The organism is Cryobacterium sp. (assembly GCF_026786305.1).
Taxonomy (GTDB): domain Bacteria; phylum Actinomycetota; class Actinomycetes; order Actinomycetales; family Microbacteriaceae; genus Cryobacterium.
The window spans coordinates 1-26143 of sequence record NZ_JAJAYI010000041.1; the positions used below are offsets into that span (position 1 = coordinate 1).

Annotated in this window: 21 protein-coding genes and 1 pseudogene; 12 read left to right on the top strand and 10 right to left on the bottom strand. The window is 68.3% G+C overall.

Translation table 11 applies throughout. From position 1 onward, the window contains the following. The 4 genes and pseudogenes from LH475_RS04465 to LH475_RS04480 form a co-directional block, all read right to left on the bottom strand. Window positions 1–726 (bottom strand): annotated as a pseudogene (locus LH475_RS04465) (exopolysaccharide production protein); the annotation flags it as partial. A gap of 22 nt (window positions 727–748) precedes the next feature. Beyond that, complete coding sequence (locus LH475_RS04470) at window positions 749–2164, bottom strand: O-antigen ligase family protein (protein WP_297412970.1); 1416 nt, start codon at window positions 2162–2164, stop codon at window positions 749–751. Window positions 2165–2405: 241 nt separating this feature from the next. Beyond that, a complete protein-coding gene (locus tag LH475_RS04475; protein WP_297412971.1) occupies window positions 2406–3878 on the bottom strand; it encodes an NAD(P)/FAD-dependent oxidoreductase in 1473 nt (490 codons plus the stop codon). 185 nt (window positions 3879–4063) lie between these two features. Next, the gene (locus tag LH475_RS04480) at window positions 4064–5242 is read right to left on the bottom strand and encodes an acyl-CoA dehydrogenase family protein (RefSeq protein ID WP_196845460.1); all 1179 of its coding nucleotides are present in this window, start codon (window positions 5240–5242) and stop codon (window positions 4064–4066) included. 124 nt (window positions 5243–5366) lie between these two features. Here LH475_RS04480 and manA point away from each other — a divergent pair, with 124 nt between their 5' ends. The 7 genes from manA to LH475_RS04515 all read left to right on the top strand — a co-directional run bounded on the left by manA (window position 5367) and on the right by LH475_RS04515 (window position 15443). Further along, window positions 5367–6701: a mannose-6-phosphate isomerase, class I gene (gene manA, locus LH475_RS04485; protein WP_196845461.1), complete on the top strand. Its 1335-nt coding sequence runs from the start codon at window positions 5367–5369 to the stop codon at window positions 6699–6701. A 205-nt stretch (window positions 6702–6906) separates the two neighbouring features. Further along, complete coding sequence (galE, locus tag LH475_RS04490) at window positions 6907–7872, top strand: UDP-glucose 4-epimerase GalE (RefSeq protein WP_297412979.1); 966 nt, start codon at window positions 6907–6909, stop codon at window positions 7870–7872. A gap of 215 nt (window positions 7873–8087) precedes the next feature. After that, window positions 8088–8405, top strand: a complete 318-nt coding sequence (locus LH475_RS04495; protein WP_196845476.1) for a WhiB family transcriptional regulator — start codon at window positions 8088–8090, stop codon at window positions 8403–8405. 205 nt (window positions 8406–8610) lie between these two features. Further along, window positions 8611–11649 carry a glycosyltransferase family 2 protein gene (locus LH475_RS04500; protein WP_297412972.1) on the top strand — a complete coding sequence of 1013 codons (3039 nt, stop codon included), beginning with the start codon at window positions 8611–8613 and terminating at the stop codon, window positions 11647–11649. After that, the gene (locus tag LH475_RS04505) at window positions 11639–13096 is read left to right on the top strand and encodes a DUF5719 family protein (RefSeq protein WP_297412973.1); all 1458 of its coding nucleotides are present in this window, start codon (window positions 11639–11641) and stop codon (window positions 13094–13096) included. The genes LH475_RS04500 and LH475_RS04505 overlap by 11 nt, the downstream gene beginning before the upstream one ends. 189 nt (window positions 13097–13285) lie before the next feature. After that, on the top strand, window positions 13286–14200 hold the full coding sequence (locus LH475_RS04510; RefSeq protein WP_297412974.1) for an MTAP family purine nucleoside phosphorylase: 915 nt from the start codon (window positions 13286–13288) through the stop codon (window positions 14198–14200). Window positions 14201–14297: 97 nt separating this feature from the next. Continuing rightward, window positions 14298–15443 carry an NAD-dependent epimerase/dehydratase family protein gene (locus LH475_RS04515; RefSeq protein ID WP_297412975.1) on the top strand — a complete coding sequence of 382 codons (1146 nt, stop codon included), beginning with the start codon at window positions 14298–14300 and terminating at the stop codon, window positions 15441–15443. Window positions 15444–15496: 53 nt separating this feature from the next. Here the strand turns inward: LH475_RS04515 and LH475_RS04520 are convergent, their stop codons facing one another. Then, on the bottom strand, window positions 15497–16648 hold the full coding sequence (locus tag LH475_RS04520) for a HAMP domain-containing sensor histidine kinase (RefSeq protein ID WP_196845466.1): 1152 nt from the start codon (window positions 16646–16648) through the stop codon (window positions 15497–15499). 91 nt (window positions 16649–16739) lie between these two features. After that, window positions 16740–17531, bottom strand: a complete 792-nt coding sequence (locus LH475_RS04525; protein WP_196845467.1) for a response regulator transcription factor — start codon at window positions 17529–17531, stop codon at window positions 16740–16742. Window positions 17532–17863: 332 nt separating this feature from the next. Here LH475_RS04525 and LH475_RS04530 point away from each other — a divergent pair, with 332 nt between their 5' ends. From LH475_RS04530 to LH475_RS04540, 3 genes are read left to right on the top strand one after another with little or no spacing between them, the layout of a single operon-like run. Beyond that, complete coding sequence (locus tag LH475_RS04530) at window positions 17864–18550, top strand: glycosyltransferase family 2 protein (RefSeq protein ID WP_196845477.1); 687 nt, start codon at window positions 17864–17866, stop codon at window positions 18548–18550. Further along, window positions 18547–19317, top strand: coding sequence for a DUF2064 domain-containing protein (locus LH475_RS04535; RefSeq protein WP_196845468.1), 771 nt, complete (start codon window positions 18547–18549; stop codon window positions 19315–19317). Before LH475_RS04530 ends, LH475_RS04535 begins: the two co-directional genes overlap by 4 nt. Further along, window positions 19314–20099, top strand: coding sequence for a methyltransferase domain-containing protein (locus LH475_RS04540; protein ID WP_196845469.1), 786 nt, complete (start codon window positions 19314–19316; stop codon window positions 20097–20099). The genes LH475_RS04535 and LH475_RS04540 overlap by 4 nt, the downstream gene beginning before the upstream one ends. Before the next feature lie 34 nt (window positions 20100–20133). Here LH475_RS04540 and LH475_RS04545 read toward each other — a convergent pair whose 3' ends face one another. Next, window positions 20134–20586 carry a hypothetical protein gene (locus tag LH475_RS04545; RefSeq protein ID WP_297412976.1) on the bottom strand — a complete coding sequence of 151 codons (453 nt, stop codon included), beginning with the start codon at window positions 20584–20586 and terminating at the stop codon, window positions 20134–20136. A 185-nt stretch (window positions 20587–20771) separates the two neighbouring features. Then, window positions 20772–22037 (bottom strand): molybdopterin-dependent oxidoreductase, encoded by a 1266-nt coding sequence (locus LH475_RS04550; RefSeq protein WP_196845471.1) that lies wholly within the window; start codon window positions 22035–22037, stop codon window positions 20772–20774. Window positions 22038–22740: 703 nt separating this feature from the next. On the opposite strand from LH475_RS04550, the gene LH475_RS04555 reads away from it, so the two are divergent. Beyond that, window positions 22741–24138, top strand: coding sequence for a glycosyltransferase family 87 protein (locus LH475_RS04555; RefSeq protein ID WP_196845660.1), 1398 nt, complete (start codon window positions 22741–22743; stop codon window positions 24136–24138). 297 nt (window positions 24139–24435) lie between these two features. Here the strand turns inward: LH475_RS04555 and LH475_RS04560 are convergent, their stop codons facing one another. Beyond that, window positions 24436–25116 (bottom strand): hypothetical protein, encoded by a 681-nt coding sequence (locus LH475_RS04560; RefSeq protein WP_196845661.1) that lies wholly within the window; start codon window positions 25114–25116, stop codon window positions 24436–24438. A 307-nt stretch (window positions 25117–25423) separates the two neighbouring features. Beyond that, a complete protein-coding gene (locus tag LH475_RS04565) occupies window positions 25424–25870 on the bottom strand; it encodes a metallopeptidase family protein (RefSeq protein ID WP_196845662.1) in 447 nt (148 codons plus the stop codon). A gap of 44 nt (window positions 25871–25914) precedes the next feature. Between LH475_RS04565 and LH475_RS04570 the strand changes: the two genes are divergently transcribed. Beyond that, window positions 25915–26143: DUF3499 family protein (locus LH475_RS04570; protein WP_297412978.1), on the top strand; the 229-nt coding region annotated here is incomplete at its 3' end.

Genomic DNA, 26143 nt, shown 5'->3' on the forward strand with positions numbered 1-26143 from the left:
GGGGGTGCGACGTAAACGATAGAGGGCGAGCGCGGCGACGATGACGCAGGTGGCGACGACGATGATGACGGGGGAGCGGGTGAGCACCAGGCAGATGCCGGCCAGCCACATCGAGCCGATGCCGAGTGCGCGCGGAATGGATCGGGCGCGCAGCTCGACGTAGAAGGTGACGGCGGCGATAAGGGCGAGGAGTCCAAAGACGTTGCGTGAGCCGAAGATGCCCTGAATTGGGCCGAGTCGGTCGATGTCGCCGACGACGCCAAGAAACGCGATCGGCAGGTCGAGCAGCAGCCCCGACAGCACTTCGAGCACGATGGAGAGCCCGAGGAGCACCCGCAGCACGTCGCCGGTGGCGCGCACCACCTGAAAGGTGTCGCGTACGAGCGCCACATAGATGGCGAGGAATCCGACGGTGACCTGGTAGCTGACGCCGATGATGGTCTCGGAGACGTAGCCGCTCCACACCCCGGAGAGCGCGCACCAGGCCACGAACACGATGATCGAGATGGGCAGCAGGCCGTGCCACTCGACAATGGGGCGGCGGGCGAGCAGCGAGAGCACGGCGAGCACGACGAGGCCACCGAGCACACCGATGAGGCCGGGCCAGCCCATGACGCTGCGTAGCAGGTGGGTGCCAAATGCCGTGGCCAGAATGACAAGCGTGAGCGAGGCCGCGAATTTCGGCGACGCGAGCGCGCGGCGCAGGGCTTCGGGCAGGGTGGGCATCCTCTAATTTACCGCGCTGGGGTTAGGGCATCGGTCGGGGCGCGTGCTGCTGCCGCTTGGTGACGACGGCGAACACGATGAGAATCACCCAGCCGCTCTCGATGAGCAAGCGGCTTTCGGCCACGCTCTGGGCGATCAGCGCGGCGAGCAGCAGCAGCGGCAGTAACGCCGAGACGGCGAACGGCTCGGTATCTTTGACGCCGAGACGCGGGCGATCCACGGCGAGAAACCAGGCTCGCCACAGGGTGGAGAAGACGAGGGCGGCGAACAGAATGACGCCGACGATGCCGAGCTGCAGCCACACGTCGAGCCACGCGTTGTGTGCCTGCAGGTAGGTGACGCCCTTGCGCACAGCGAGGTCGTTGAACGGTTCCACCCACGGCACCCAGTAGCTCACCCAGCCCCAGCCGAACACCGGGCGTTCAAGGGCGAGCTGGGTGACGCTGGCCCAAATGTCGAAGCGGCCGGTGAGATCGTCGCTGCGGCCGAGCAGACTGAACAGCTGCGAGGAGAACAACGCGAGGGACGCAGCGACCGCGAGAACGGATGCCGCCGCCACGACATACAACGGCCGCCGGTGCTGGTCGTGCACCCGGCGCGCCCAGAGCGCGAACAACAGGGCGGCCACGACCGCGACGAGCGACACGGCGACCGTGGCGGATCGGGTGAGTAGCAACATGCCCACGGCCAGCGCCAGCCAGACCAGGCCTGCGCCGCGCTTGACGGTGTGGGCTCTCAGTTGCACGGTGAAGACGATGATGGCGAGCAGGGCTACGAACCCGAGCAGGTTGCGGTTGGCGACAATGCCCTCAATGGGGCCGCCGGCCAGCAGCAGGCCGCGCGACCAGTAGAAGGCGTTCGGCACGTCGGTTGTGCCGTAGTCGACGAAGAACGGCAGCACGGCATGCTGAATGATGACGGCCACGAACAGCTCGAATGAGAGCGAGAGGGCGAGCACCCAGCGCAGGGCGCCGGCCAGGGTGCGCAGGAGCTCTGGCCAGGTGAGGGTGACGGCCAGGAACAGGGCGGCGAGGGTCGTGATGAGCTGCAGGGTGATGCCGAGAGCAGATGCCCCCGGGTAATACGACCACACGATCGACAGGGTGGCGAGCAGCAGGAACGCGGTGATGGTCTTGGGAAACTTACGCCAGTTCAGGGTGGGGGCCAGAGCTGCAGTGTACGTGTGGCCGAGGGCAATGTCGCGATCGCTGGGGCTGCTCGGCTGCTCGGCCGGGTGCGCGGCAGCCCGGGCGGCGGCGTTGCGGGCATGGGTGCGCTGGGTGCTGAGGCCGATCACACTGCCGACGACCACGATCACGGCGATGGCGCCGAAGCCCCACCAGCCGCCGAGATTGCGCCAGAACTGGCCGGCCAGAACGGTGAACCAGACGAAGGTGGCGAAGAGTCGAATGACGAGGCGACTCTGCACGGCGGACATGGTTTCAGGTTACCGGTTCCCGCGCGGCCGGTATCGGTGGCCGAGCCGGTCGAGACCACGCGCGTGCAAGGTGGTCTCGACAAGCTCGACCGGCGGGGAGGGAATCTCACTCGGCGTGGCACTCGGCAGATGGGCGAGGCGGCGGCGGGTCTTCGTGCCCGGGCGGTCTCCTCGGGAGTGATCTCGGGTCCCATCGACGGGGCGAGCGGATACGCGGCGGGTCGGCTGATCGAGGAGGCGGTTACGGCGTCGGCGCCGTCGGCGCGAGGTGGGGCGGGGTCTGGATGTTGTATTCGTGGCGGAGGGCGCTCAGGGCGGCGCGGTAGCCGCACATGCCGTGCACGCCGGGGCCGGGCGCGGTCGATGACGAGCACAGGTAGACGCCCGTGAGCGGAGTGCGCCACGGGTCGCCCGACAGCACCGGGCGGCGCACGAGCTGGGCGAGGCTGATCGCTCCGGCCGCGATATCGCCGCCAATGTGGTTGGGATTGTGGTTCTGCATCTGCGCGGCGCTCTGGCCGGCGGAGGCGAGAATGGTGTCGCGAAACCCCGGGGCGAAGCGTTCGATCTGCCGGGTGATCTGCTCGGTCTGGTCGTGGGTGGATCCGGCCGGCACGTGCGTGTAGGCCCAGAGCACGTGTTTGCCGGCGGGAGCGCGGGTGGCGTCGAGAATGCTCGGCTGCGCGGCGAGCACGTAGGGGGAGTCGGCATGCCGCCCCCGGGCCACGGCGTTTTCGGCGCGCGCCTGGTCGGCGCGGGTGCCACCCACGTGCAGGGTCGGCGCTCGCCGCAGGTCCGCGGCCGCCCACGGCACCGGTTCACAGAGCGCGAAGTCCGCCTTGGCGACCGCGTTGCCGTAGCGAAACGTGCTCAGCGTCGTCGTGTAGCGGGCGGGCAGGGTGCCAGCCGCGAGGTCGACGAGGGCGCGCGGTGTCACGTCGAGCAGCACGATGCGGGCCGGCGGCAGCTGCCTGAGGCTGGTGATATCGGCATCCGTCACGATCTCGCCGCCGTGCTCGAGCAGGTCGTCGGCGAGGGCCCGCACGATGGCGCCGCTTCCGCCGATCGGAATCGGCCAGCCCCCGGCGTGCGCGTGCGCGGCGAGGGTGAGCCCGGCTCCGGCGGTCGACGGGCTCGGCAGCCGCCCGATCGAGTGCGCGAACGTGCCGGTGAGCAGCGCCGGTGCAATCTCGCCGGTGAAGCGCCAGTTCCAGGCCGGGCCGCCCTGCTCCAGCGTGCGCAGCCCGAACCGGGCCAGCGTGAGCGGATGCCGCGGCACACGCAGTAGCGCATCCCCGGTGAGCTCGGCCACGTCTCTGATGCTGTCGACGAGGGGCCCGAGCAGACGTAGCCAGGCCGGGCCGTCGCGGCCAAGGCCGGCCGCGGTGCGCTCAATATCGTGCCAGGCCACGCCTGCGCGGCCGCCGGGCAGCGGATGCCCGTAGGAGATTTCGGGAACGCGCAGCTCGATGCGGTCGGCCAGACCGAACTTCGTGAAGAACTCGGATGCGAGGGCCAGCGGATGCACGGCCGAGCCCACATCGTGGTGAAACCCGGGCAGGGTGAGCTCGGCGGTCGCCGCCCCGCCGCCGATACTCGGGTTGCGCTCGTAGACGCGCACCGTGAGACCAGCGCGGGCGAGCGTAACGGCGGCGGCCAGGCCGTTCGGGCCGGATCCGACGACGATGGCGTCGAGCCCCTGGTCGGTGGTCACCGCGAGGCCGGGCCGGAGTCGGTGCGTCGAGGTCTCATTCCGACACCGTATCCCGCGCCGGGGCTGTGGGCATCCGCTTGTGTCGATAATGCCGGTAAATATGCGACACGCCGGGTCGAACGGATGCCGTACCCGGCGTGTCGCAAATTGTGCCGGTTTTGCAGACGGCGGCTCGCGGCGCCCGGTCAGACGAACGCGGCATGGCCGGTGATCTTCCGGCCGACGATGAGGGTGTTCATCTCCTGGGTGCCCTCGTAGGAGTAGATGGCCTCGGCGTCGGCGAAATGCCGGGCCACGTTGTACTCGAGGGTGACGCCGTTGCCGCCGAACAGCTCGCGGCACCAGGCCACACTCTCTCGCATGCGACTCGTCGTGTAGGCCTTGGCGAGCGCGGAGTGCTCGTCGCGCTGCACTCCCTCGTCGTCCAGTTGCGACACCCGCACGACCATGCCGAGGCTCGCGGTGATGTTGCCGAGGCTTTTCACCAACAAATCCTGCACGAGCTGGTGTCCACCGATGGCCTTACCGAACTGTTCGCGAGACTTCGAATAGGCCACGGCCGCGTCGTAGGCGCCGATCGCGTTGCCGACGGCCGCCCACGACACCTCGGCGCGCGTGGCCCGCAGCACTTTGGCGGTGTCCTTGAACGAGTTGGCGTTCTGCAGGCGCAGGCTCTCGGGCACGACCACGTTGGTCAGCGTGATGTCGGCGTTCTGCACCGCACGCAGGCTGATCTTGCCCTCGATCTTGGTGGCTGCGTAGCCGGCGGTGTCGGTGGGAACGATGAAGCCCTTCACCTGGTTGTCGGCGGTGTCCTTGGCCCAGACGATGGTCACATCGCTGAAGGTGGCGTTGCCGATCCAACGTTTGGCGCCGTTCAGTGTCCAGCTGTCGCCGCTACGGGTGGCGGTTGTGCGGAGACCCTGCGCGCTGTCGGAGCCGGAGAGTGGCTCGGTCAGGCCGAACGCTCCGATGATCTCGCCGGAAGCGAGGCGCGGAATCCACTCAGCGCGTTGCTCGGCCGAGCCGGTGGCGGCAAGCGTGCCGGCCGACAGCCCGTTCTGCACGCCGACGAAGGTCGCTACGGATGCGTCCACTCGCGCCAGCTCCAGCGCCACGAATCCACGGAACACCGCCGAATTCGTAAACGGCTTCGTTTCGTCCCAGCCGAAGGAGTACATGCCGAGCTCGGCGAGCGGCTTGATGATCTGGGTGGGGAATTCGGCGCGGTCCCAGCAGCCGTTTGCGATGGGCCGCACCTCCTGCTCGAGGTAGGCGCGCAGCTGGACGATGGCCGACTGCTCGGGCGCGCTGAGGAGGTTTTCGTAGCCGAAGAAGTCGCTGCCGAGTAGCTCAAAGGTCATGGAGGCTCCGTTGCAAGAAAGGCGGTCGACACGCGACCGCGACTGGTCGCCAGCCTAGGGTCGTTGGCTGAATGCCCGAAGTCGGTTGGTAGTTTGGTCTAAACAGCTGGAGAAGGAGCCGAACATGTTTGTGGGCATCACCAACACGCCGCGCAATTACGCTTGGGGGTCCACGCACGCCATCGCCGACCTGCTGGGCCGGGCGCCGTCGGGTGTACCCGAGGCCGAACTATGGTTGGGGGCTCACGTCGGCTCGTCGTCGATCATCGAGGATGCATCGCTCGTCGGCGGGGCTGCCAACCTCGCCGAATGGGTCGCGGCGGCGCCGGAGGTGGCGCTCGGTGTCGACTTGGCGAAGCGGGAAACGGATGCTGCCGGCTCGGCGGCGGGCTCGCCCGCTTCGGCGGCCCCGGCTGACTTCGCCGCACCCCGCCTACCGTTTCTGCTGAAGATCTTGGCCGCCGCCCGCCCGCTGTCGCTGCAGGCGCACCCCACCACGGAGCAGGCCCGGGCCGGATTCGAGCTGGAGAACGAAGCCGGAATCGCCGTCGACGCCGGCAACCGCAACTACCGCGACCCGTTCCACAAGCCCGAGCTCATTTTTGCGCTCAGCGACACGTTCGAAGCGCTCTGCGGGTTTCGCCCGCTCAATGAGGTGCGCGGAATCCTCGCAGAGCTGCGGCTGCTCGACCTCTCGACCGACAACCCGCAGGCCGCCGCCATCGACTCGCTCGAGAACCACCTGGCCCTGGGCCTGCGCGACACCGTCGACTGGCTGTTGCGTGACGGCCGCGGTGGCGACTCCGGCGAGGTGAAATGGCTGGTCGAACGGGTGGTCGCGCTCGCCCAGCACGCCGAGTCCCTGGCCGCTGGGGGAGCAACCATCGGGTATGCGCGCGAACTGGCAACGGTGCGCGCGCTCGCCGCCGCGTACCCGGGCGACCCCGGAATCGTGCTCGCCCTGCTGCTGAACCGGGTCTCGCTGAAACGCGGTGAGGTGTTGTATCTGCCGGCCGGCAACATCCACGCCTATTTGTCGGGGCTCGGCGTGGAACTCATGGCCGCCTCCGACAACGTGCTGCGCGGCGGCCTGACGCCCAAGCACATCGACATCGAAGAGCTGCTCGGGGTGCTCGACTTCAGTGCCGCGCCGGCGCCGTACCTCGCGCCGGTCGAGGAGGCCCCTGGGGTGTCGCGGTACCGCCCCGGCGTGCCCGACTTCGAGCTCGTGCACATCGAAGCGGATGCCGACGCGGTGTCGGCCACCCCCGTTCCGATGCGACAGATCACCCTCGCCGGGCCGGCCATTGCCATTTGCACGATCGGCGGGTTTCTCGTGGCCGGAGGCCTGTCGTCGCGGCCGCTCAAGCGTGGCCAGGCCGTGTACGTCACGCCCGACGAGGGAACCCTGACCTTCGCCGGCACCGGCGAGGTCTTTCTGGCCACCGTCGGGGCGTAGCTGGCGTTCGCACTCTCGCGATTCGCGGGACTTGCGCCAGTGCGCGCGAAGCGCAACTGGGGCGCACTGGCGCAGCTCCCGCGCAACTCGTGGCGCGGGAGTTATGGCCCGGCCGGGAGTCCCGCGCACTGGCGCACCTCCCGCGTAGCGTTCGATACTGTGGAACGACGGCATGAATGGTTGCCGCACGACCGAGTGGGGCAACATGAAGTGGCTGGTCACAGGAGGAGCGGGCTACATCGGCTCGCACATCGTTCGGGCATTTCTGGCCGAGAACATCGACATCGTCGTGATCGATGACCTATCGACCGGGCACGAAAGCTTCGTGCCGGCCCCCGTTCCGCTCATTCGAGGCAACATTCTTGACGGCAGCCTGCTCGTGCACACCATGAAAGAGCATCACATCGATGGCGTCGTGCACGTGGCCGGATTCAAGTACGCCGGCGTTTCGGTGCAGCGACCGCTGCACACCTACGAGCAAAACGTCACGGCCACGGCCACGCTGCTCGCCGCCATGGACGCGACCGAGATCGACCGCATCGTGTTCTCGTCGAGCGCCGCCGTCTACGGCACCCCACACACCGATCTGGTCACCGAAGCCACCGAGAAGAGCCCGGAGTCGCCCTACGGCGAGTCCAAGCTGATCGGCGAGTGGCTGTTGCGTGACCAGGCGGTCGCGACCGGCCTGCGCCACACGTCGCTGCGCTACTTCAATGTTGTCGGCTCCGGCGACCTCAGTCTGAGTGACACCAGCCCGCACAACCTCTTTCCGCTGGTCTTCGCCGCGCTGCTCGACGGTCGCACGCCGCGCATCAATGGCGACGACTACGCCACCCCCGACGGAACCTGCATTCGCGATTACATTCACGTGGCCGACCTCGCGATCTCGCACGTGGCTGCGGCCCGCCGCCTCGACGCCGGGGAAGCGATCGAACCGGTCTACAACCTCGGCAGCGGCGACGGCGTCTCGGTTGGCGAGATCATGGCGACCGTGCGCCGGGTCACGGGCATCGACTTCGCTCCCGAGATCGGCCCGCGCCGCGCCGGAGACCCCGATCGCATCGTCGCCTCGGGCGCACTCGCCGCCCGCGATCTGCGCTGGAGCATGCGCCACAGTCTCGAGCAGATGGTGCAGAGCGCCTGGGACTCGTCGCGCACCGCCGCGAACTGAGCGCAGCGACACGCCGCCATCGATGAGATCGTGCTACCTTCGCAACATTGCACGCATCAAATCGCACCCCCCGAGCGGGGTTTTTTGACTCTTGGGCGCGTCGCAACCCTCCAGCCCGTATTGAGGGTTTACGATTCGCGACTTGACGTTAGCGAATTACACCGGTGTAATTAGGGCAGGCACTAATTGTGCGCAAACGAACGCTGGGAGACGATATGGCCATGCTCGACTATCGTTCCGGAGTACCAGAGGACTGGTTCGTTGACCCCGTCACCCTCGGTGTTCCGGGAGTACGACACGACCTCGGCGACGAGAACCTTCTGGCCTGGCAGGCCGACTCGCTCTGCGCGCAGACCGACCCCGAAGCATTCTTTCCCGAAAAGGGCGGCTCGACCCGCGACGCGAAGAAGATCTGCTCCGGCTGCGAGGTACGCAACCAGTGCCTCGAATACGCGCTCAGCAATGACGAGCGGTTCGGCATCTGGGGCGGGCTCTCCGAGCGAGAACGCCGCAAACTGCGCAAGCGCGCGTAGTTCTCCACGCAGGCTCGGCGTGCTGCGTGCTGCGTCCTGCTACAGCGTGTTTTGTGTCCGAACCGCTTGTCGGCCGTTTCGCTTGGCGCGACGCTTTCTGCGAGCGGATGCTGCGGCATCCGCCTGGCCAATGCGGGCCCGATATTTGTGGCGCGCCCTCTCGCCTGAGGGCCCCCGGGGGATACCGACCTAGGCTGGTGCTGTTATGCAACCGAGAGTCACCGCCATCCTTGTCGCCCGAAACGGCGCGAAACACCTTGAACGAACTCTCAAGGCGCTGTCGCTGCAGACCCGTAAACCCGACATTGTCATCACCGTGGACTGCGGCTCGAGCGATGCGACAGCGAAGATGCTCGCCGAATTCGGGCCGGCGCAGTTCATTGCCGCCGACGCGGACCTGAACTTCGGGCAGGCCATCAACGCCGCCGTGCAGGTGACGCCGCTGCCCACCCACGACCGCGAGTTGCTCTGGTTGCTTGCTCAGGACAGCGCGCCCGAGCCGACCGCCCTCGAGGTGCTCGTTGACGCGCTCGAGATCGCCCCGTCGGTAGCCGTCGCCGGACCGAAGGTCATGGAATGGATCGCCGGCGAATACATTCACAACTTTGGCGAGTCGATGACACCTCTCGGCGCCACCGTCACGCTGGTCGAAAGTGAACTGGACCAGGGACAGCACGATGGCCTGAGCGACGTGCTTGCCGTCAGTGCCGGCGGCATGCTGGTGCGCCACACAGTGTGGGAGCAGTTGGGCGGGTTCGACCCGGCGCTGCCGACCGTCGACGATTCGCTCGACTTCTGCGTGCGCGTGCGGCTGGCCGGGTATCGGGTGTCGGTCGTTCCGGGCGCCCGCGTCGCGTCGGCCGGTGACGGCGTCGCCGGGCCGAACCAATCGTCGCGGGGGCGCCTACGCCGCCGCCGGGTGCGGGCCGAACGTTCGGCGCAACTGCACCGCCGTCTGGTCTATGCGCCGGCCGGAGCCCTTGTTGTGCACTGGTTGTCGCTGCTGCCGCTGGCTTTCATGCGCTCGCTCGGCCAACTGTTGCGCAAGGAACCCGGCGCGATCGTGGGCGAATTCTCGGCCGCGTTCGGCGCAGCGTTCAACGGAATGCGCGTCGGCAACGCCCGTCGCTCGTTCGCGAAGACCCGCACGCTCGGCTGGGATGCCATCTCGACACTGCGGGTTCCCTCGGCCGAAGTACGCCGACGTTACTCGCTCAAGCGGGAGGCCAGCCTGTTCGGCCTGCACGGCGAACGTCCCGAAATTCGATTCTTCTCCGGCGGTGGCGCCTGGACCATGTTCGCCGCGGCCGTCGTGGGCATCATCATGATGGTGCCGTTGCTCGGAGCCGACACCCTCACCGGCGGCGGGCTGCTGCCGCTCTCACCGAGCCTGCCCGAGCTCTGGGCAAGCGTCGGCTACGGCTGGCGTGACCTCGGACTCGGCTTCGTCGGCGCCGCCGACCCGTTCGCCGCGGTGGTCGCTGTGCTCGGCTCGATCGCGTTCTGGTCGCCGTCGTTCGCGCTCGTGCTGGTCTACGCCCTCGCCTTTCCACTCGCCGCCGTCGGCGCATGGATGGCCGCGACCCGTCTGACCGACCGCGGCAGCCTGCGCGCGCTGGCCGCCGCCCTCTGGGTGCTGGCCCCGACATTCCTGATCGCCCTCGCCGACGGTCGCCCGGCCGCGATTCTCGTGCACCTGCTGCTGCCGTGGCTGTTTTTCGCTTGGTTTGCGGCCGCGCGCACGTGGTCGGCGAGTGCCTCGGCCGCCTTGCTGTTCGCGGCGGTCGTCGCCTGCGCGCCCTCGCTCGCCCCGGCCCTGTTCATGGTCTGGCTGCTCAGCGTAGCCCTCGCGGGCCGTCGGGTGATGCGCTTCATCGGTATTTTGTTGCCGGCGCTCGCGCTGGCGCTTCCGCTCCTTGCTGACCAGGGCCTGCGCGGCAGCTGGCTGAACCTCGTCGCCGACCCGGGCCTCCCCCTGCCGAGCGGCCACGCCCCCACCCTGCAACTACTGCTTGGACTGCCCGGCACCGACGGGTGGGCCGGCGTGCTCGACCGGTTCGGGGTTGTCGGCCTCGACCCGCAGCTGTTCGTGCCTATCCTGCTCGCGCCCCTGGCCGTGATCGCCCTGCTGGCGTTGCTGCTACCCGGCGCGCGCCTCGCGAGCGGTGCCTGGGTCGTGGCCCTGCTCGGATTCGGCACCGCCCTCGCCGCCAACTCGCTCGTGCTCGCCGCGTTCGGCGCCGCACCGGTGCGTGTCTGGTCGGGGTCCGGGCTCAGCCTGTACTGGCTCGGCCTGGTCGGTGCCCTCGTGATCGGCCTGCGCTCCCTGCACCGGTTCGCGTCGGCGCCCGGCGTGGTCGCCGCCCTCGCCCTGGCCGTGGTTGTGCTGCCGCTCGTCGCCGCGCTGCACCTCGGCACCGCCGCCGTGCGGGAGGGAACCGGGCAGACCCAACCGGCCTTCGTCGCCGCGGAAGCCCAGATCGACCCCCGGGTCGGAACGCTGCAGCTCGTTCCGCAAGCCGACGGCGGTCTGCTCGCCTCGATCGAGCGCGGAGCCGGCGCCACCCTGAACCAGCAATCCACCCTGGACAGCACCGACCAGACGCTCAGCGCCCGCGAGAAAGCGCTCGCGGAGCTCGCGGGCAATCTGGCCTCGCGCAGCGGACTCGACACCAGCGCGGACCTGGCCGAGTTCGGCATCCGCTTTATTGTCTTGCAGCCGGCGGGCAGTAGTGTTGAGGCCGCCGACACCGCGTTGCGCACCGAAACCGCCCTCGACGGCAATGCCGCGCTGGCCCCGGTCGGCGACACAGAGTTCGGCCGCCTGTGGCAGTTCGGCGAAACGGATGCTGCCGCCTCGACCCCCGTGCCGGCTCAGGCGGGCGGCGTCTTCGGCCTGGTGACTCTGCTGATCGCCCTCGCCGTCGTGGGCAGCACGGTACTGCTGTCACTGCCGATCGGGGCTGGCCGTGAAGCCGTTCGCCAGGCCAACCGCGATGCCATTCGCCGGGCGGCTCGGGCCGATGCCAAGCAGAAGTCGAAGCGTGTGCGCCGGACGAAGGGCGCTGTCGCCTCGTCAGATGGTGATGAGGGTCTGGAACCGCCGGTCGGCACCGACCTCGAAGCCGACCTCGAAGCCGACCTCGGCATCGACCGGGAAACCGGTGTCGGCACCGCACTGGAATCGGACGATGGGTTCTCTGATGATGCCGCCGAGCCCGTGGAGGACACCCATGCCCGATAGAAGCCAACTCGCCCGCATTGGCGGCCGGGCCGGTCGCGGTGTGCTCGGCCTCGTCGGCATCGCCGTCGTCGTTGCGACCCTCGGCGCGGCCACCCTGGTGACGCTGCCGACCATTGAACGCGAACCGCAATCCAAGGAGATCTCGCCGTCGCCGAGCGAGCAGCAGCGGGTGTGCCCGGGGCCGCTGTTGACCCTCGCCGAGGATTCGACACAGGCGCAGGCGGCGTCCAGTGTGGGGGCGGCCTCCGCCGTGTATGGCTCGGTTGAGGCCACCTCACTGGCGCAGATTCGGCCGCAGGTGACCGAGATCACCGCGGTCGACGACTCGAACAGCCGGCAGCCGCCGCTGCTGCTGACCGTTCCCGTGCAGGAGGGTGCCACCGTGCCGCCGCTCGTGGCCGGCAGCCAGTCGCAGGTTGCCACCACCGACACCATCGGGGGGCTCGCCGTCGCCGCCTGCGCCGAAGCGGTCAGCGACAGCTGGATCGTCGGCGGGTCAACCGACATCGGACGCACCAGCCTGCTGCTGCTGAGCAACCCGACCACCGTGCTCGCGACCGTCAACGTGACCGTCTCCGGCGAGAGCGGACCGATCGACGCGCCCGGCGCCTCCGGCATTCTGGTACAGCCGGGCGAGCAGCGGGTCATCTCGCTCGCCGGCCTCGCCCCGAACGTGAAGTCGCCCGTTCTGCACGTTGAGTCGCGCGGCGGGCAGGTGGCTGCGTCACTGGAGCAGAGCAGCATCCGAGGGATTGAACCGGGCGGAGTCGAGATCATCGGTACCACCGCGACCCCCGCCACCAACCAGATCATCGCCGGGGTGCGCGTCATGGCGGCCGTCACCGACGAGACCGTGACGACGGGCGAGGGTTTCGACGCTGCCACCCCGTCGATTCGCGTGTTCGTGCCGGGCGATGCGGCGGCGACCGTTCAGATCGGTGTGACGAGCGCCGACGGAACCGCCGCGGGAACGTCGACCCAGGTCGACGTCGAGCCCGGGATCGCCACTGAGATTCCGCTGTCGCCGCTGGCCTCGGGCAGCTTCTCGGTGCAGCTGCGCTCCGACGAGCCGATCATCGCCTCCGCCCGCACCGCCACCGACAGCGCCGGCGGCAAGGACTTCGGCTGGTTCTCAGCGTCGGCACCGCTTGCGGGCGACTTCGCGGTGGCGGTGGCGCCTGGTCCGTCGCCGACGCTGCACCTCGTCAACGGCGGGGCAGCGGATGCCTCCCTCATTCTCACCCCCGACAGTGGCACCCCGGTCGATCTGCAGATCGACGCCGGGGCCAGTGCCGTGGTGCCGCTGTCGAGCGGAGCCCGCTACGTCGTGAGCGGCGGCGAACAGCTCTGGGCGCTCGTGGATTACTTCGGCGACGGCGTGCTCTCGTCGTTTGCCCTGAACCCGCCCGGGCCCCTGGCCTCGTCAATCCGCGTCTACACGCACTAGGTCTTTCTGCGTTCCGGGCCCGGGCCCAGAACGCGGGCCCACGTTCTGACCTGGGCCCGGGGAGCGGGCCAGGCCCGGACCGCGCGCGCCGGGCATCCGCTTTCGTGCGGCTGGGCGGCGGGCTTGCGCGGGTACGCAGGTTTCGATGGCACACTGAACACTCGACTTGTAACCCGCTGGGAGCCGATTATGACACCTGAACCGACTGCCGACCCTCTGGGCGACCCTCTGGGCGACCCGACCGCGCGCGCGGAGATTGCCGTGATCGGCGGCTCCGGACTCTACGAACTCATCGACCCGTCCGGTGCGGTGACGCACCGGGTGCAGACGCCGTACGGAACCACTCCGGTCACGATCGGTCTGCGCGCCGGTCGCCGCGTCGCGTTTCTGCCCCGTCACGGGAGCGCACACAGCGTCGCGCCGCACCTGATCAACTACCGCGCCAACATCTGGGCACTCGCCTCGATCGGCGTGCGCGCGATCATCTCCTCGTCGGCCGTCGGTGGAGTCACGCCGGAGTATCCGCCGGGTCTGCTCGTGGTCACCGACCAGTTCATCGACCGCACGACTGGCCGGTCCGACACGTTCTACGACCGGGAGTCGGTGCAGCACCTCTCCGCCGCCGACCCGTTCGACCCGCTGCTGCGCGGCTACGCGATCAGCGCCCTCAACACCCTCAACGAGAATTTCGCGCCGACCGGAACCGTCGTCGTCATCCAGGGCCCGCGGTTCTCGACCCGGGCGGAGTCGGTCTGGTTCCGTTCGATCGGCGCCCACATCGTGAACATGACCGCGTACCCCGAGATCGTGTTGGCCGGCGAGCTCAACATGGCCACGGTCAACCTCTCGTTCGTGACCGACGCCGACGCCGGGTTGGCGCCCGTGCCTTCCAGTGTCGCCACGACCAGCGAAACGGATGCCGTCACCGCCTCGGTCGTGTTCCGTCGCCTCCGCGAGGCCCAGCCGCGTATTCTGGCCGCGATCGACGGTATCCTGCGGGCCTTGCCGATTGACTTCACCCCGCGGGAGCTCATTGATCCGGCCCAGGTTGACGCCGTGCTCGCGCGTGCCGTGCACTCTGACCCGATGGAGGAACCGGCGTGATGACCGGTCGGTTCCCGCGATACCCCGGGGCGTCCGCGTCCGCGCCTGCCGACGGGCAACCGGCTGCCCACGCCGGCCGCGCCGGCCGGGACAGCGCATGACCGGCGAATTCCTGCTCATCACCGGGGGAGCCGGCTTCATCGGATCCGCGATCGTCGACGCCGCTCTCGCCCGCGGCTACAGGGTGCGGGTACTGGACTCGCTGCGCGCCGACGTGCACGGCCCTGCACCGTTGCCCGAAACCGGGTTAGCACGTCGGCCCACGTTCCGGGCCCCAAACACTATGCCTGCGGGGCTGGACCCCCGAGTCGAGTTCGTGCACGCTGACGTGACCGACCCTGCCGTCGTCGCCCGAGCCCTCGTCGACATCGACGTGGTGTGCCACCAAGCTGCCAAGGTCGGACTCGGAGTCGATTTCGCCGACGCCCCCGATTACGTGCACAGCAACGAGGTCGGCACCGCCGTGCTGCTGGCAGCGATGGCCGAGCAGGGCATCCGTCGTCTGGTTCTGGCTTCATCCATGGTCGTCTACGGTGAGGGCAGCTATCGCGGCCCGAACGGATTCACCCGGCCCGGACCGCGCCTGGCGAGTGACCTCGACGCCGGACGGTTCGACCCGCTCGACCCGGCGACCGGGCAGGAGCTCGAGCCCGTTCTGGTGAGCGAAACGGATCCGCTCGACCCGCGCAACGTCTACGCGAGCAGCAAGCTCGGCCAAGAGTATCTCGCCACGGCCTGGGCCCGGTCGACCGGCGGGCGCGTCGCCGCCCTGCGATACCACAACGTCTACGGCCCCGGCATGCCGCAGAACACACCGTATGCGGGAGTCGCCTCGCTGTTTCGCTCGGCGATCGAGCGCGGTGAGGCCCCGCGGGTCTACGAGGACGGCCGGCAGCGCCGCGACTTCGTGCATGTACGTGATGTGGCCGCGGCCAACATAGCCGCGCTGGACTTCACCGCGCCGGGTGCCGCTTCGTCGCCGGCCGATTCCGGCGTATTTCGTCCGTTCAACGTCGGCAGCGGAATCGTGCACACCATCGGCGACATGGCGACCGCCCTCGCCGCTGCTGCAGGAGGCCCGGCTCCGGTCGTGACCGGACAGTATCGTCTCGGTGACGTGCGGCACATCACGGCGTCGTCGGAGCGCTTGCGCCTGGAACTAGGCTGGTCGGCCCAGGTCTCCTTCGAAGACGGCATGCTCGAGTTCGCCACTGCCCCCCTCCGGGCCGCTGTGCACCCCTGACCCGTCGCACCCCTGACCCGTCGCACCCTGTCATCCCGCCACCCGCGGCCCCATCAGCCGAGCGGATGCTGCGGTAACAGCAGCTCAAACCGGCATCCGTTCTCCACATTGGTCACGGTCACCTGCCCAGCGTGAGCCCGCGCGATTCCCGCGACGATCGCGAGCCCCAACCCGGCGCCGCCGCTGCGACCGGCGCCGGTACTCCAAGCGGACGCCGTACGCGGCTCGCTCGCCCGCCAGCCGGCCTCGAACACCCGGCCGAGATCCCGCTCGGGGATGCCTCCGGCCGCATCGACGACCGAGATCACCGCACGCCCGTCGACGTGCCGAGTGACCGAGACGACGATGGCGCTCTCGGCCGCGGAATGCTGGATGGCGTTCATGACCAGGTTGCCGACCGCGCGGGCGAGCTCGCGGGCATCCGCTTGCAGGGTGAGACCCCGCTCACCCTCGAACCGCAGATGGAGCGATTTAGCGAGCGCGACCGGCGCGAGATCGGCGATCGTGTCGCTGATCAGGTCGTACAGGGCAACCCGTTCGAAGGTGAGTTGCAGCGCCCCGGAGTGGATCTTGGACAGCTCAAACAGGTCATCGACCATGCCGCTGAGCCGGTCGACCTGTCCGCGAATCTGCACGTAGTAGCGCTCGGGGTCGGGCGCCATGCCGTCTTCGAGGGCCTCGGCCATGGCCCGAATGCCGGCGAGGGGCGTGCGCAGGTCGTGGGAGATCCACGCCACGATTTCACGGCGCGACGTCTCGATGCGCTCCTCGCGATCGCGGGACTCGGACAGCCGTTCGGCCGTCGCGGCCAACTCTCCGGCGAGCGAGGCGAACTCCGTGCTCGTATGCCGATCCGGGGATATAACGGATTCGCCCCGACCGATGCTCGCCGCCGCCGCCCGAAAATACTGGTTGTCGCGCACCAGTGAGCGTCCCAAAACCGAGGCCATGACGAGCGATACGATTCCGGCGACAACGGCAACCGAGTAGAACACGGTCAGGTCGTGCGCCGACAGGTACATGAGTGAGGCCACCGCGGATGTTCCGCTGACGACCGACGCGACGGTCGCGAACGCGACGACGACGACCTGCATGGCGAGCGACCCCCGCGACAGCAGACGCAACGCGAGCAGTGCGAGCGCGCCCACGAGAATCGCGCAGCCGAACGCGATACCGGCGACGGTCGCCAACACGTCCGTGGTCATCGTGCGTCCCTCCTCAAACGGATGCCGCCCCGCGCGCCGACCCAGACCGCACCGGTGTGTGCCCCCACGACCCGAGCCTCCGCGACCCCACTCATTCCGCGCCCCCCGACGCTTCGTCCGCAGCGCCAGCAGCAGCACCCTCGCCGGCCCCGAGCGGCACCGGATCGAACCGGTACCCGACACCCCAGACCGTGGTCACGAGCACCGGATGCGCCGGATCGGCCTCGATCTTCTCCCGCAACCGCCGCACGTGCACGGTCACCGTGGACAGATCGCCGAATTCCCAGCCCCAGACCGAGCGCAGCAGTTCCTCGCGGGTGAGCACCTTCGACGGCCGCCAGATCAGATAGGCGAGCAGGTCGAACTCCCGTGCGGTGAGCACGAGCGGTTTGCCGCGCAGCCGAATCTCGTGCGCGGTCAGGTTGAGGGAGAATTCGCCGACGTCAAGATTTCCCTCCGGAATCGACTCGGTCCCGCTGCGCCGCAGCACCGACTGCACCCGCAGGACGAGCTCCCGCGGCGAGAACGGCTTCACCAGATAATCGTCGGCGCCGATTTCGAGGCCCTCGATGCGGTGCTCCTCCTCGCCGAGCGCGGTCAGCATGATCACCGGCAGCGCTCCCCAAGTCACGCGGATACGGCGGCACACCTCGATGCCATCGAGCAGCGGAAGCATGCGGTCGAGCACCACCAGGTCGGGCTGCACGGCCTCCGCCTGGCGCAAGCCGGCGAGCCCGTCGACGGCCTCGTCCACGACGAATCCGGCGGCCCGCAGGTATCGCGCGACCACTTCGGACACCATCGGGTCGTCCTCGATGACGAGCACACGACGGCCGGCGAGGGCATCCGCTCGGGGCGGCGCAAAATATTGGGAGGGGGACACCCCCTCAGACTAGGCGCGCGACCGCTGCACCGCACGGGGCGCTCGCAGCGATCTGTCCGAAGGCCCAGCCGATGCCGTGCGTCGCCCCGCCGCGTGCGTCGCCCCGCCGAGGTCCAGCGTGCAACGCGCAGCTCCCGCCGCGCGGCAGTAGGTCGCCTCGCCCGCCTCGCCCGCCTCGCCCGCCTCGCCCGCCTCGCCCGCCTCGTTCGCCCGGTCACGGGCATCCGCTTGCCGCAGTACCCGCCACTCGCACCGGCTCCCCAGCATCCGTCTGTGGTTCGTAACTTCTTTCACCCCGAAGGCCCAGACACCCCCCCTAGGGTCGAACAATGATGAACATTCGGGTGGACGTGGTGTTGCCCTGCCTGAATGAGGCGCAGGCGCTGCCATGGATTCTCGAACGCATGCCCGCCGGCTACCGCGCGATCGTCGTCGACAACGGGTCGACCGACGGATCCGCCGACCTCGCCCGCATCCTCGGCGCGCACGTCGTGTACGAAAGCCGCCGCGGCTTCGGTGCCGCCGCCCACGCCGGGCTCCTGGCCGCAACCGCCCCGATCGTGGCTTTCTGCGACGCCGACGCCTCGATGGACCCCCGCGACCTGCCGCTCGTCGTCGGCCCGATCAGCGCCGACGAGGCCGATCTCGTGCTCGGACGCCGCCGCCCGACCACCCGCAACGCCTGGCCTCCGCATGCCCGTTTGGCAAATACCTATCTTTCCTGGCGACTGCGCCGAATAACAGGTGTGAACATCCATGACCTCGGCCCCATGCGGGCGGCTCGCCGCGACCATCTCCTCGCCCTCGACCTGCATGACCGCCGCAGCGGGTACCCGCTCGAAATGTTTCTCGACGCGGCCGCGGCCAACTGGCGCATCCGCGAAGTCGATACCGGCTACGCGCCGCGCGTCGGCCGCAGCAAGGTGACCGGAACCGTGCGCGGCACCCTCACCGCCATCCGGGACATGTCCGCGCTGCTGCGCACGGACCGCCTCGGCCGCAGCGAAGCCCGCTCATGACCGCGATCGTCGTCATCGCCAAGGAGTGCCTGCCCGGCAAGGTCAAGACCCGCCTGCACCCGCCGCTCTCGCTCGAGCAGGCCGCTTTCCTCGCCGCAGCCAGCCTCGCCGACACCCTCGCTGTCGCCGGGTCACTTCCCGCAACGCGTCGCATTCTGGCCTTCGACGGTGTGACGGCGCCGGCGGAGGCCTTTGGTTGGGAGGTTCTGCCGCAGACCGGCGGCGGCCTCGACGAGCGCCTCGCCGCCATTTTCGACCACCTCGATGAGCCGACCCTGCTGCTCGGCATGGACACCCCGCAGGTCAGCGCCGAGCTGCTTGCGCCCGTATTCCTCGACTGGAATACACACCTCCGTTCGAACACACACCCCTATTCGGGTACACCCCCCGATTCGCCGCCACCCCCCGATTCGTCGCCACCCACGGATGCGTGGTTCGGCCCCGCCGACGACGGTGGCTTCTGGGCGCTCGCACTGAAAAACCCGACCGGAGCGCTGCTCCGCGGCATCCCGATGAGTCGCGCAGACACCGGTGCCCATCAGCTGCAGCGCCTCGACGAGGCCGGCCTCAGCGTGCGCCTGCTGCCCTCGCTCACCGACATCGACACCATAGCGGATGCCCACACCGTCGCCCTGGCCGCCCCGCACACGCGCTTCGCGCGCGCTTTCAACCGGGTGCGGACAGCCGCTCAGCTCGATACTGCCGATCTGTATGCTGCCGATCTGAATACTGCCGATGATCTTCCCCCGAAAGGGGCAGGCTCATGACCATCGCGTCACCCCGCGTGTGGGATCAGCCAGCCGACCGCACACCGACTGATCGTGCACCCGCCGATCGTGCACCCGCCGACGGCGCAACGGCCGACCACCGTGGCCTCCCGACCACGTTCGGTGCCGGCGGTTCGGAACCGTACGCTCAGGCGTTGCAGGGCGAGGACAACGTGCTGTACCTGCACGGCCACCGAACCGATGCCGACCCGGGTGCCGCGGCGCGCGTCAGCACCATGCACGCCGGTCGCTGGAGTGCCGGAGCGGACGCGATTGACCGTGCCCTGGTCGCCGGGGTCGCCGGACCGGTGCTCGACATCGGCTGCGGACCGGGCCGAATGATTCAGGCCGCGCTCGACGAAGGACTCGACGCCTTCGGCGTGGACGTCTCGCCGACCGCTGTGCGGATCGCACTCATTGCCGGACTCGCTGTGCTGCAGCGCTCCGTGTTCGACTACATTCCGCTCGAGGGGACCTGGGCGACCCTGCTGCTCGTCGATGGCAACATCGGCATCGGCGGCGACCCCGACGCCCTGCTCGACCGCTGCGTGTCGCTGCTCGCCGCCGACGGCGTGCTCGTCGTCGAGGTGCATCGCGATCCCGAGCACGACCTCGCCTACGAGGGCACCCTGCACGACGCCGCCGGACACACGAGCGACGCCTTTCCGTGGGCCGAAATCGGGGTCAGCGCCCTGCGCCGCCGGGCCGCGAACGTCGGACTCGTGCAGGTCGCCGAATGGACCCGAGGCGGCCGCTCCTTCGCCCGCTTCGCTCGGGCCTAGTCACTCCCGACCGCGATCGCCCCTACGCCCAGCGTCAGTGCCCGGAGTCGTCGGGGAATACCGTGACCGGGTGTCGCGCTCGCACAAACGCCCAGACCGACAGCCCCACGGTCAGCGCGGCGAGCACGAGCCAGAATATCCCCAGATTGAGCCCGTAATTGAGCGGCAACACTGTCGGGTTCGGCGGTGCGAAGTTCTTCGCAACGATCGTCGGCACCGCGATGAGCGACACGATCGACCCGACGAGGATGCCGCCCTGCACGATCGCAATGACCGTTCCGCTCACCCGGCGTCCGGCCCGCCGCAGTGCGATGCCGAGCGCGAACACGATCGGCGACAGAATCGCATCGTGCAGCACGATCGCCGCCGCGATCCACAGCGCCACCCCGGGAAGCCGACTCAGCCGCACCGAATCGAACATTTCGAACACGCCCCACGCCAGCAGCAGCACACCGCCACCCACCAGCACCAAGCGGATGCTGCGCATCCGTCTGCTGGTCGACGCCGCGATCCCCGCCGGCGGGGAATTCAGTCCTGTCCCGACGCCCTCGGTCGATCGGGAACCCGGGGCGGCGTGTCCTGCTGCACCCCGATCACCTCGTACTCCCGGTACACCGGTCACCCCAACGCGCACTCCGGCAGCTTCGTCACCGGTCCCGTTCGCATCCGCTCTCATGATTCGATCGCCTCGATTCGTCTCAGCCATTTGGTCTGCAGCACGCCGGGGCGCCCGGGAGCGATCATGCGCGCCGGATACCCGTGCTCGAGGTCGAGCGTCTCGCCGTTCAGTTCGAGCGCGACGAGGGTGAGCGGGTCGCGCACATACTCCCGGCCCATCTGCGTCTTGCTGAAGCTGCCACGTTCTTCCAGGCTGATCAGGCGAAACGAGGTACTCGGATCGGCGTTCATCAGGTCGGCGAGGTCGCGCAACCGCACGCCGCGCCAGTGGGCCATCTGACTCCAGCCCTCAACGCACGCGATCGGCAGGGTCACCGCGGTCTGCGGCAGGGCGAGCAGCTCGGCCCGGGTGAAGGCGCGTTCGGTTCCGGAGACGGCAACGGTGAGGGTCCAGCCCGCAGCCATCGCGGACTCCGCTACCTTCGCCTGCTCGCTCGTCCGGTTCACCGGAACGCCCTGCGGCCCGACTCCCTTCTTACGCGGCCCGAACAGGTTCACCGTGTTCAGCGGAGTGAAGGTCTGCCCGGCGGTGAGGCCCACAACGGCCGTTGTGGCGACGCCGACCGTGGTGAGAAATCCACGCCGACTGAGGCGGCTCGCCGTGCGCGGCGTGTTGTCGATGAAGTTGAGCACACGACCGGTCATGCCCCCGGGGCGGGTCTCGCCCCACAGGCGCACGGCCTCGGCATTCTCGGCCCGGTCAGCCGACACCGCGTCGACAAGATGATCGTTGTCTGCCTCAGTGGGCGCCGTGTTCCAGTACCGGGCGATCACCGGTAGTTTGACCCCGATGTGAATGATCAGCAACCCGATCAGTATCCAACCAAGCGCAAAGTGCACCTGCCGAAATGGAAACGGCCACGGATACCACTGGTAGGTGTTGAGCAGCCCGATCGTGATCTGCACCATCGAGGCACCGACGAACAGGGCGATCGAGGCGCGCTCCACCAGGTGAACAAGGCCGCGCACCGGCGGAAACGAGAACAGCTCGGGAAAAACAATGTAGAGCTTGGCCAGCAGAAGCGGAAAACAGGCGATGCCGGCGATAATGTGCGTGCCCTGGGTGACCTGGTAGAGAAACTCTGGCCGGGTCGCGAAGCGCATCCCATCGAGTGGTTCCTGCAGAAAATGGCTATACAGGCCGGTGCCGAAGCAAATCAGAAAGGCCGCGCCGAGCAGCCGACCGATCACGGTCGCCATGCGCGGATTGCGCACCGGTGACGCCAGCGCTCGCTGGGCCTCATACATCAATCGCCGCATGCTTCTAGTGCATCATCTGAGCGCCTGCCTTGACCCCGCTGATTCCTTACGGTCCGCACACGTCCCACCCGTTGGTCGAGCCGGTCAGTGACCATCGCATCCGGTTGGTTGAAATCTCGGCAAGCTCTGTCCACGGTTTGTCGTGACCATTGTTGATATCAAAACGTTTTCTTGTATTTCCTCACTCAGACTCGTGCCGAGAATGAAAAAGAAGCACGATGAAGCTACTGGTCGCGGCGGAGACAATCCCGCTCGAACAGAACAGAACAGATCAGAACAGAACAGAACAGAACAGAACAGAACAGAACAGAACAGAACAGAACAGAACAGAAGAGAACAGAACAGAACAGAACAGAACAGGGCGGCGCGACGGCACAGTTCAGGCCGGTCGAATGAGTGCATTGCCGGTGGGCCGGTGGGCCGGTGGGCCGGTGAGCCGGTGCGCCTGTTGCACGGTGCGGCCCGTCGACGCGGTGGTCGACGAATTGATCGGCCTCTGTGCCTGCCTGCAGGCACGCTCGTCGGTCGTTGCCTCGACTCGCTCCTGCTGCTCGCTGCACCCGACGGGTGGGACTGATGGAATTCATCCGCTGGCGGGCACCTGGTCTCGACACTCAACCAAGGAGTCTTACGGTCCGCAGGTTTCTCGCGCCGCGCGGCCGGGAGAGAGCGCGGCCGAGCGCCCGTGGGTGAGGATGGACTGGTGCGAATCATTCTGGTTTCAGGGCTCCTCGTGCTCAGCGCTGCCCTCACGGCGTTCAGCGTGCTGGCCCTCGACCTGTTCGAACCGGGCCGCGACAGGGTGCAACTCGTGCTCGTCACGAGTGCGCTCTGGCTGCTGTTCGGCCTGGCCTGGTGGCTGCTGCGCCGCATCAACGGCACGGCGGTCGTCGCGCTGGTCCTCGCTGGCTCCGCCCTGATCGGCGGCGCTGCGATGGTCGGCCCGCCCAACACGAGTACCGACTCGGCCCGCTACGCCTGGGATGGCATCGTGCAAAACAATGGCATCAGCCCCTACGCTTTCACCCCAGCGGATGACCGCCTCGATTCCCTCAGGCCAGACTGGCTGTTCCCGGCGCCACAGACCACTGCCGCCGGCACGGAGGCCTGCGTCGGCGAACGCATCGTCCGCGCTCATAAGACCGAGTCCGACGAGCTGCTCTGCTCGGCGCTCAACCGCACGGCGGTGCCCACGATCTACCCGCCGGCCAGCGAAATCTTCTTCGCCGTCGTGCGTTTTCTCACCGGCCCCGAGCCGACCTACTGGCCGTTGCAGCTCGCCGGGCTGCTTATGAGCCTCGGCACGACGGTCATGCTGCTGGTCGGCATGCGCCGCCGCGGCCTCGACCTGCGCAACGCGGCGCTCTGGGCCTGGTGCCCGCTCGTGGCGACCGAGGCGATCACCAACTCCCACGTGGATATGCTCGGCGTCATCTTCGTCGTCGCGGCCGTGTTCCTCGTCTCGACCAAGAAGGTGTGGCGCGGCGGTGCCCTGCTCGGAATCGCGATCGGCACCAAGCTCATCCCGGTGTTGGCGGCGCCGGCGCTGCTCAAGCGGGGCGGGTGGCGCATGGTCAGCGCATCCGTTCTGAGTTTTGCACTGCTGTACGTGCCCTATGTGCTGGCCACCGGCATCGGGGTGCTCGGCTACCTCCCCGGTTACCTGAGCGAGGAGGGGTACCAGGATGGATCTCGGTTCGCGCTGGTGTCTCTCGTCGCGCCGGGGGCATCCGCTATTATCGTCGCCGGCCTGATCCTGAGCGTCGTCGCCGTGCTCGTGATCGTCAAAACCGACCAGAACCGGCCCTGGGTCGGTCAACTTGTCATGATCGGCGCGACCCTGCTCGTGCTCAGCCCCCGCTACCCCTGGTATGCGCTGCTGCTGCTGCCGTTCGTGGCGCTCAGCGGCCGCTGGGAATGGCTGCTCGTGCCGATGGCGCTCACCCTGCGGCTACTCGTGCCGAGCGTGCCGCTCACCCAGGCGTCGATCGCGATCGCAGTCGTTGTGATCGTCGCGGTATCCCTGCACCGCGCCGGCCCCGGCGCCGTTAAACGGATGCTGGCCGGCATCCGCTGGCCGACCCCGGCCAGCGCGAAGTAGACGGGTTGGTGATCGTGGAACGCTTTACAGCTCAGGGCGCTCCGTAAATCACGACGTGCTGCGAGCTGAACCACGCGCAGCGATCGATCAAACCCGCGTGCCGCGGTTCGCGGCCGCCGCGTGTAGAGTCGGCGCCGATAGCGCTACCGTCCAACTTCTCGCCGGCGACCATGAGGCGTGCGGGCACGCACAAATCGGGGCCCGCCGTGTGGCGAGCCCCGATTTGTGCTGCGAAGTCCGATTGGTGCTGCGAAGACCGATTTGTGCTGCGAAGACTCTGTAGGGAGAGTCGGTTACCTACTTGGTCGCGGCGGTGATGGTCGCGACACCAACGAGCATCTGGTCAGCGACGGCGTCGGTGCTGAACGTGGAGTTCAGCAGGCCGGCGGCGACGGAGGAGATGTGAACCGTGGTGCCGGTGAGGATGGCGTTGTCGCCGTCCATCTTGAGCGGCTCAAGGGTTCCACCGTAGAGATTGAACAGCAGGGCCTGGGTCGCAGCGGACTTGCCGTTGACCGAGACGTCACCGAAGAGCTCCGAGGTGCCCGGGTCGATGGTGAAGTTGGTCAGCTCGACGACGATGTCGCCGGCGGTCAGCGAGAAGCCGGAACCCTCGTGCTTGATGGAGCCCTGAACGAAGGGGCGGTAGCTCTCGGCCGGGTCGTAGTAGTCCACGTTGCCGCCGGTGATCGGAAAGTGCAGGCTGCCGTCTGCGAGGGTGGCCGTTCCGACGGTGCCGGCGGTGAGGCCGAGGCTCGTGAGGGCGGCACCGAAGTCGGCGTCGAGCAGCACGGCGGTGTCAACGCCGGAGAGGCTGGGGATGGAGGCGAGCGGCGTCGGCGTGGCCTCGGCCGAACTGGACGAGGTCGACGGGGGCGCCGGGGTCGTGGTAGTGCCGGTCGCGGAGCAGCCCGCGAGGCCGGCAACGAGAATTCCAGCAGCAGCGAAACCGACGGTGACCTGAGTGAATGAACGCATGGGGTGAATCCTTTTCTGTAGATGGTGCAGGTGGTGTTGGGGTCTGCATGGTGTTCGGTTCCACCCCCGAAAAGGTTTGGAATCACCTCAATCCGTTACCGTTCTGTTACTACATACAGCAAACGTACAGACACGCGGGCGCGCCACCGGACCCCCTCGGGTGCCCGTGATCCCAGTCACAGCGCGGGAGTGCCGAGCCTCAGCCGAGTGGATGCCCACCCCGCCGCCCCGCCCGCCCCGCGCCGTGTGGTCGTCGCGGTTCGCGCCGACGAGACCGGGAGGGGGCGGAGCTGCCGGTGGCGGTGGTCTAGAAGTGGCGGAAGCGATCCGGCGCGAGATCCCAGGGATCTTTGCCGAGCAGTTCAGCGACGCCGCGAAAAACGCAGCTCTCGATCATCATGCGCTGGTGCATCTCATCGTTTTCGTGCAGGCGCGACAGACGCTGGATCGGCAGCCGATAGAACACCACACGATTCGTCTTCGGCGTCACCATCCAGCGTTCGACACCGACGCCGGGCACGACCGACCGCGGTCCGGAGGCCACCTCGAACACGGATTTGCCCAGTTCTTCGGGCCAGACGCCGCGCAGGTACTCGATCGTCGAGGCAATCGTCATGTCGAACAGATCGATGCGGGTGCGCAGCGGCGGCAGAAACGGGCCGGTCGCCGAACTGCGGATGCCGCGGCCGTGCCGGTCACGCCCGCGGCCGCGTACGGTCGGTTCGGGCGCTGCGGAACGACGGGATCGGGACATGCTGCCATCCTACGGTGGGCTGGCAGCCGGTACCCTTATGAGCAATGACATTCCGCCCGTGTTCTCGTGTTGCCTGCCTCGAACCCTCGGTGGCCACGCTCACCTTTGACTATGGGGAGTCCCTCGCCGTGCTCGGCCCGCTCTCCAGCCGCAAGGAACCGCACAGCTTTGACCTGTGCTCCCGGCACGGGGCGCGCCCGCGCGCGCCCCCACGCGGGGGCGCGCTTGGGGCCCCCCCCCGGGGCGCCCGCCCCCCCCCCCCCCACAAGAAAC

What these genes read in the sequence shown, in the direction of transcription:
- LH475_RS04550 (WP_196845471.1), bottom strand. Translation starts at nt 22,037, where the DNA reads ATGCGGCGATTGATGTATGAGGCCCAGCGAGCGCTGGCGTCACCGGTG.
- LH475_RS04540 (WP_196845469.1), top strand. Translation starts at nt 19,314, where the DNA reads ATGACCATCGCGTCACCCCGCGTGTGGGATCAGCCAGCCGACCGCACA.
- LH475_RS04560 (WP_196845661.1), bottom strand. Translation starts at nt 25,116, where the DNA reads ATGCGTTCATTCACTCAGGTCACCGTCGGTTTCGCTGCTGCTGGAATT.
- LH475_RS04535 (WP_196845468.1), top strand. Translation starts at nt 18,547, where the DNA reads ATGACCGCGATCGTCGTCATCGCCAAGGAGTGCCTGCCCGGCAAGGTC.
- LH475_RS04565 (WP_196845662.1), bottom strand. Translation starts at nt 25,870, where the DNA reads ATGTCCCGATCCCGTCGTTCCGCAGCGCCCGAACCGACCGTACGCGGC.
- LH475_RS04500 (WP_297412972.1), top strand. Translation starts at nt 8,611, where the DNA reads ATGCAACCGAGAGTCACCGCCATCCTTGTCGCCCGAAACGGCGCGAAA.
- LH475_RS04520 (WP_196845466.1), bottom strand. Translation starts at nt 16,648, where the DNA reads ATGACCACGGACGTGTTGGCGACCGTCGCCGGTATCGCGTTCGGCTGC.
- LH475_RS04505 (WP_297412973.1), top strand. Translation starts at nt 11,639, where the DNA reads ATGCCCGATAGAAGCCAACTCGCCCGCATTGGCGGCCGGGCCGGTCGC.
- LH475_RS04545 (WP_297412976.1), bottom strand. Translation starts at nt 20,586, where the DNA reads ATGCGCAGCATCCGCTTGGTGCTGGTGGGTGGCGGTGTGCTGCTGCTG.
- LH475_RS04495 (WP_196845476.1), top strand. Translation starts at nt 8,088, where the DNA reads ATGGCCATGCTCGACTATCGTTCCGGAGTACCAGAGGACTGGTTCGTT.
- manA (WP_196845461.1), top strand. Translation starts at nt 5,367, where the DNA reads ATGTTTGTGGGCATCACCAACACGCCGCGCAATTACGCTTGGGGGTCC.
- galE (WP_297412979.1), top strand. Translation starts at nt 6,907, where the DNA reads ATGAAGTGGCTGGTCACAGGAGGAGCGGGCTACATCGGCTCGCACATC.
- LH475_RS04510 (WP_297412974.1), top strand. Translation starts at nt 13,286, where the DNA reads ATGACACCTGAACCGACTGCCGACCCTCTGGGCGACCCTCTGGGCGAC.
- LH475_RS04530 (WP_196845477.1), top strand. Translation starts at nt 17,864, where the DNA reads ATGAACATTCGGGTGGACGTGGTGTTGCCCTGCCTGAATGAGGCGCAG.
- LH475_RS04480 (WP_196845460.1), bottom strand. Translation starts at nt 5,242, where the DNA reads ATGACCTTTGAGCTACTCGGCAGCGACTTCTTCGGCTACGAAAACCTC.
- LH475_RS04470 (WP_297412970.1), bottom strand. Translation starts at nt 2,164, where the DNA reads ATGTCCGCCGTGCAGAGTCGCCTCGTCATTCGACTCTTCGCCACCTTC.
- LH475_RS04515 (WP_297412975.1), top strand. Translation starts at nt 14,298, where the DNA reads ATGACCGGCGAATTCCTGCTCATCACCGGGGGAGCCGGCTTCATCGGA.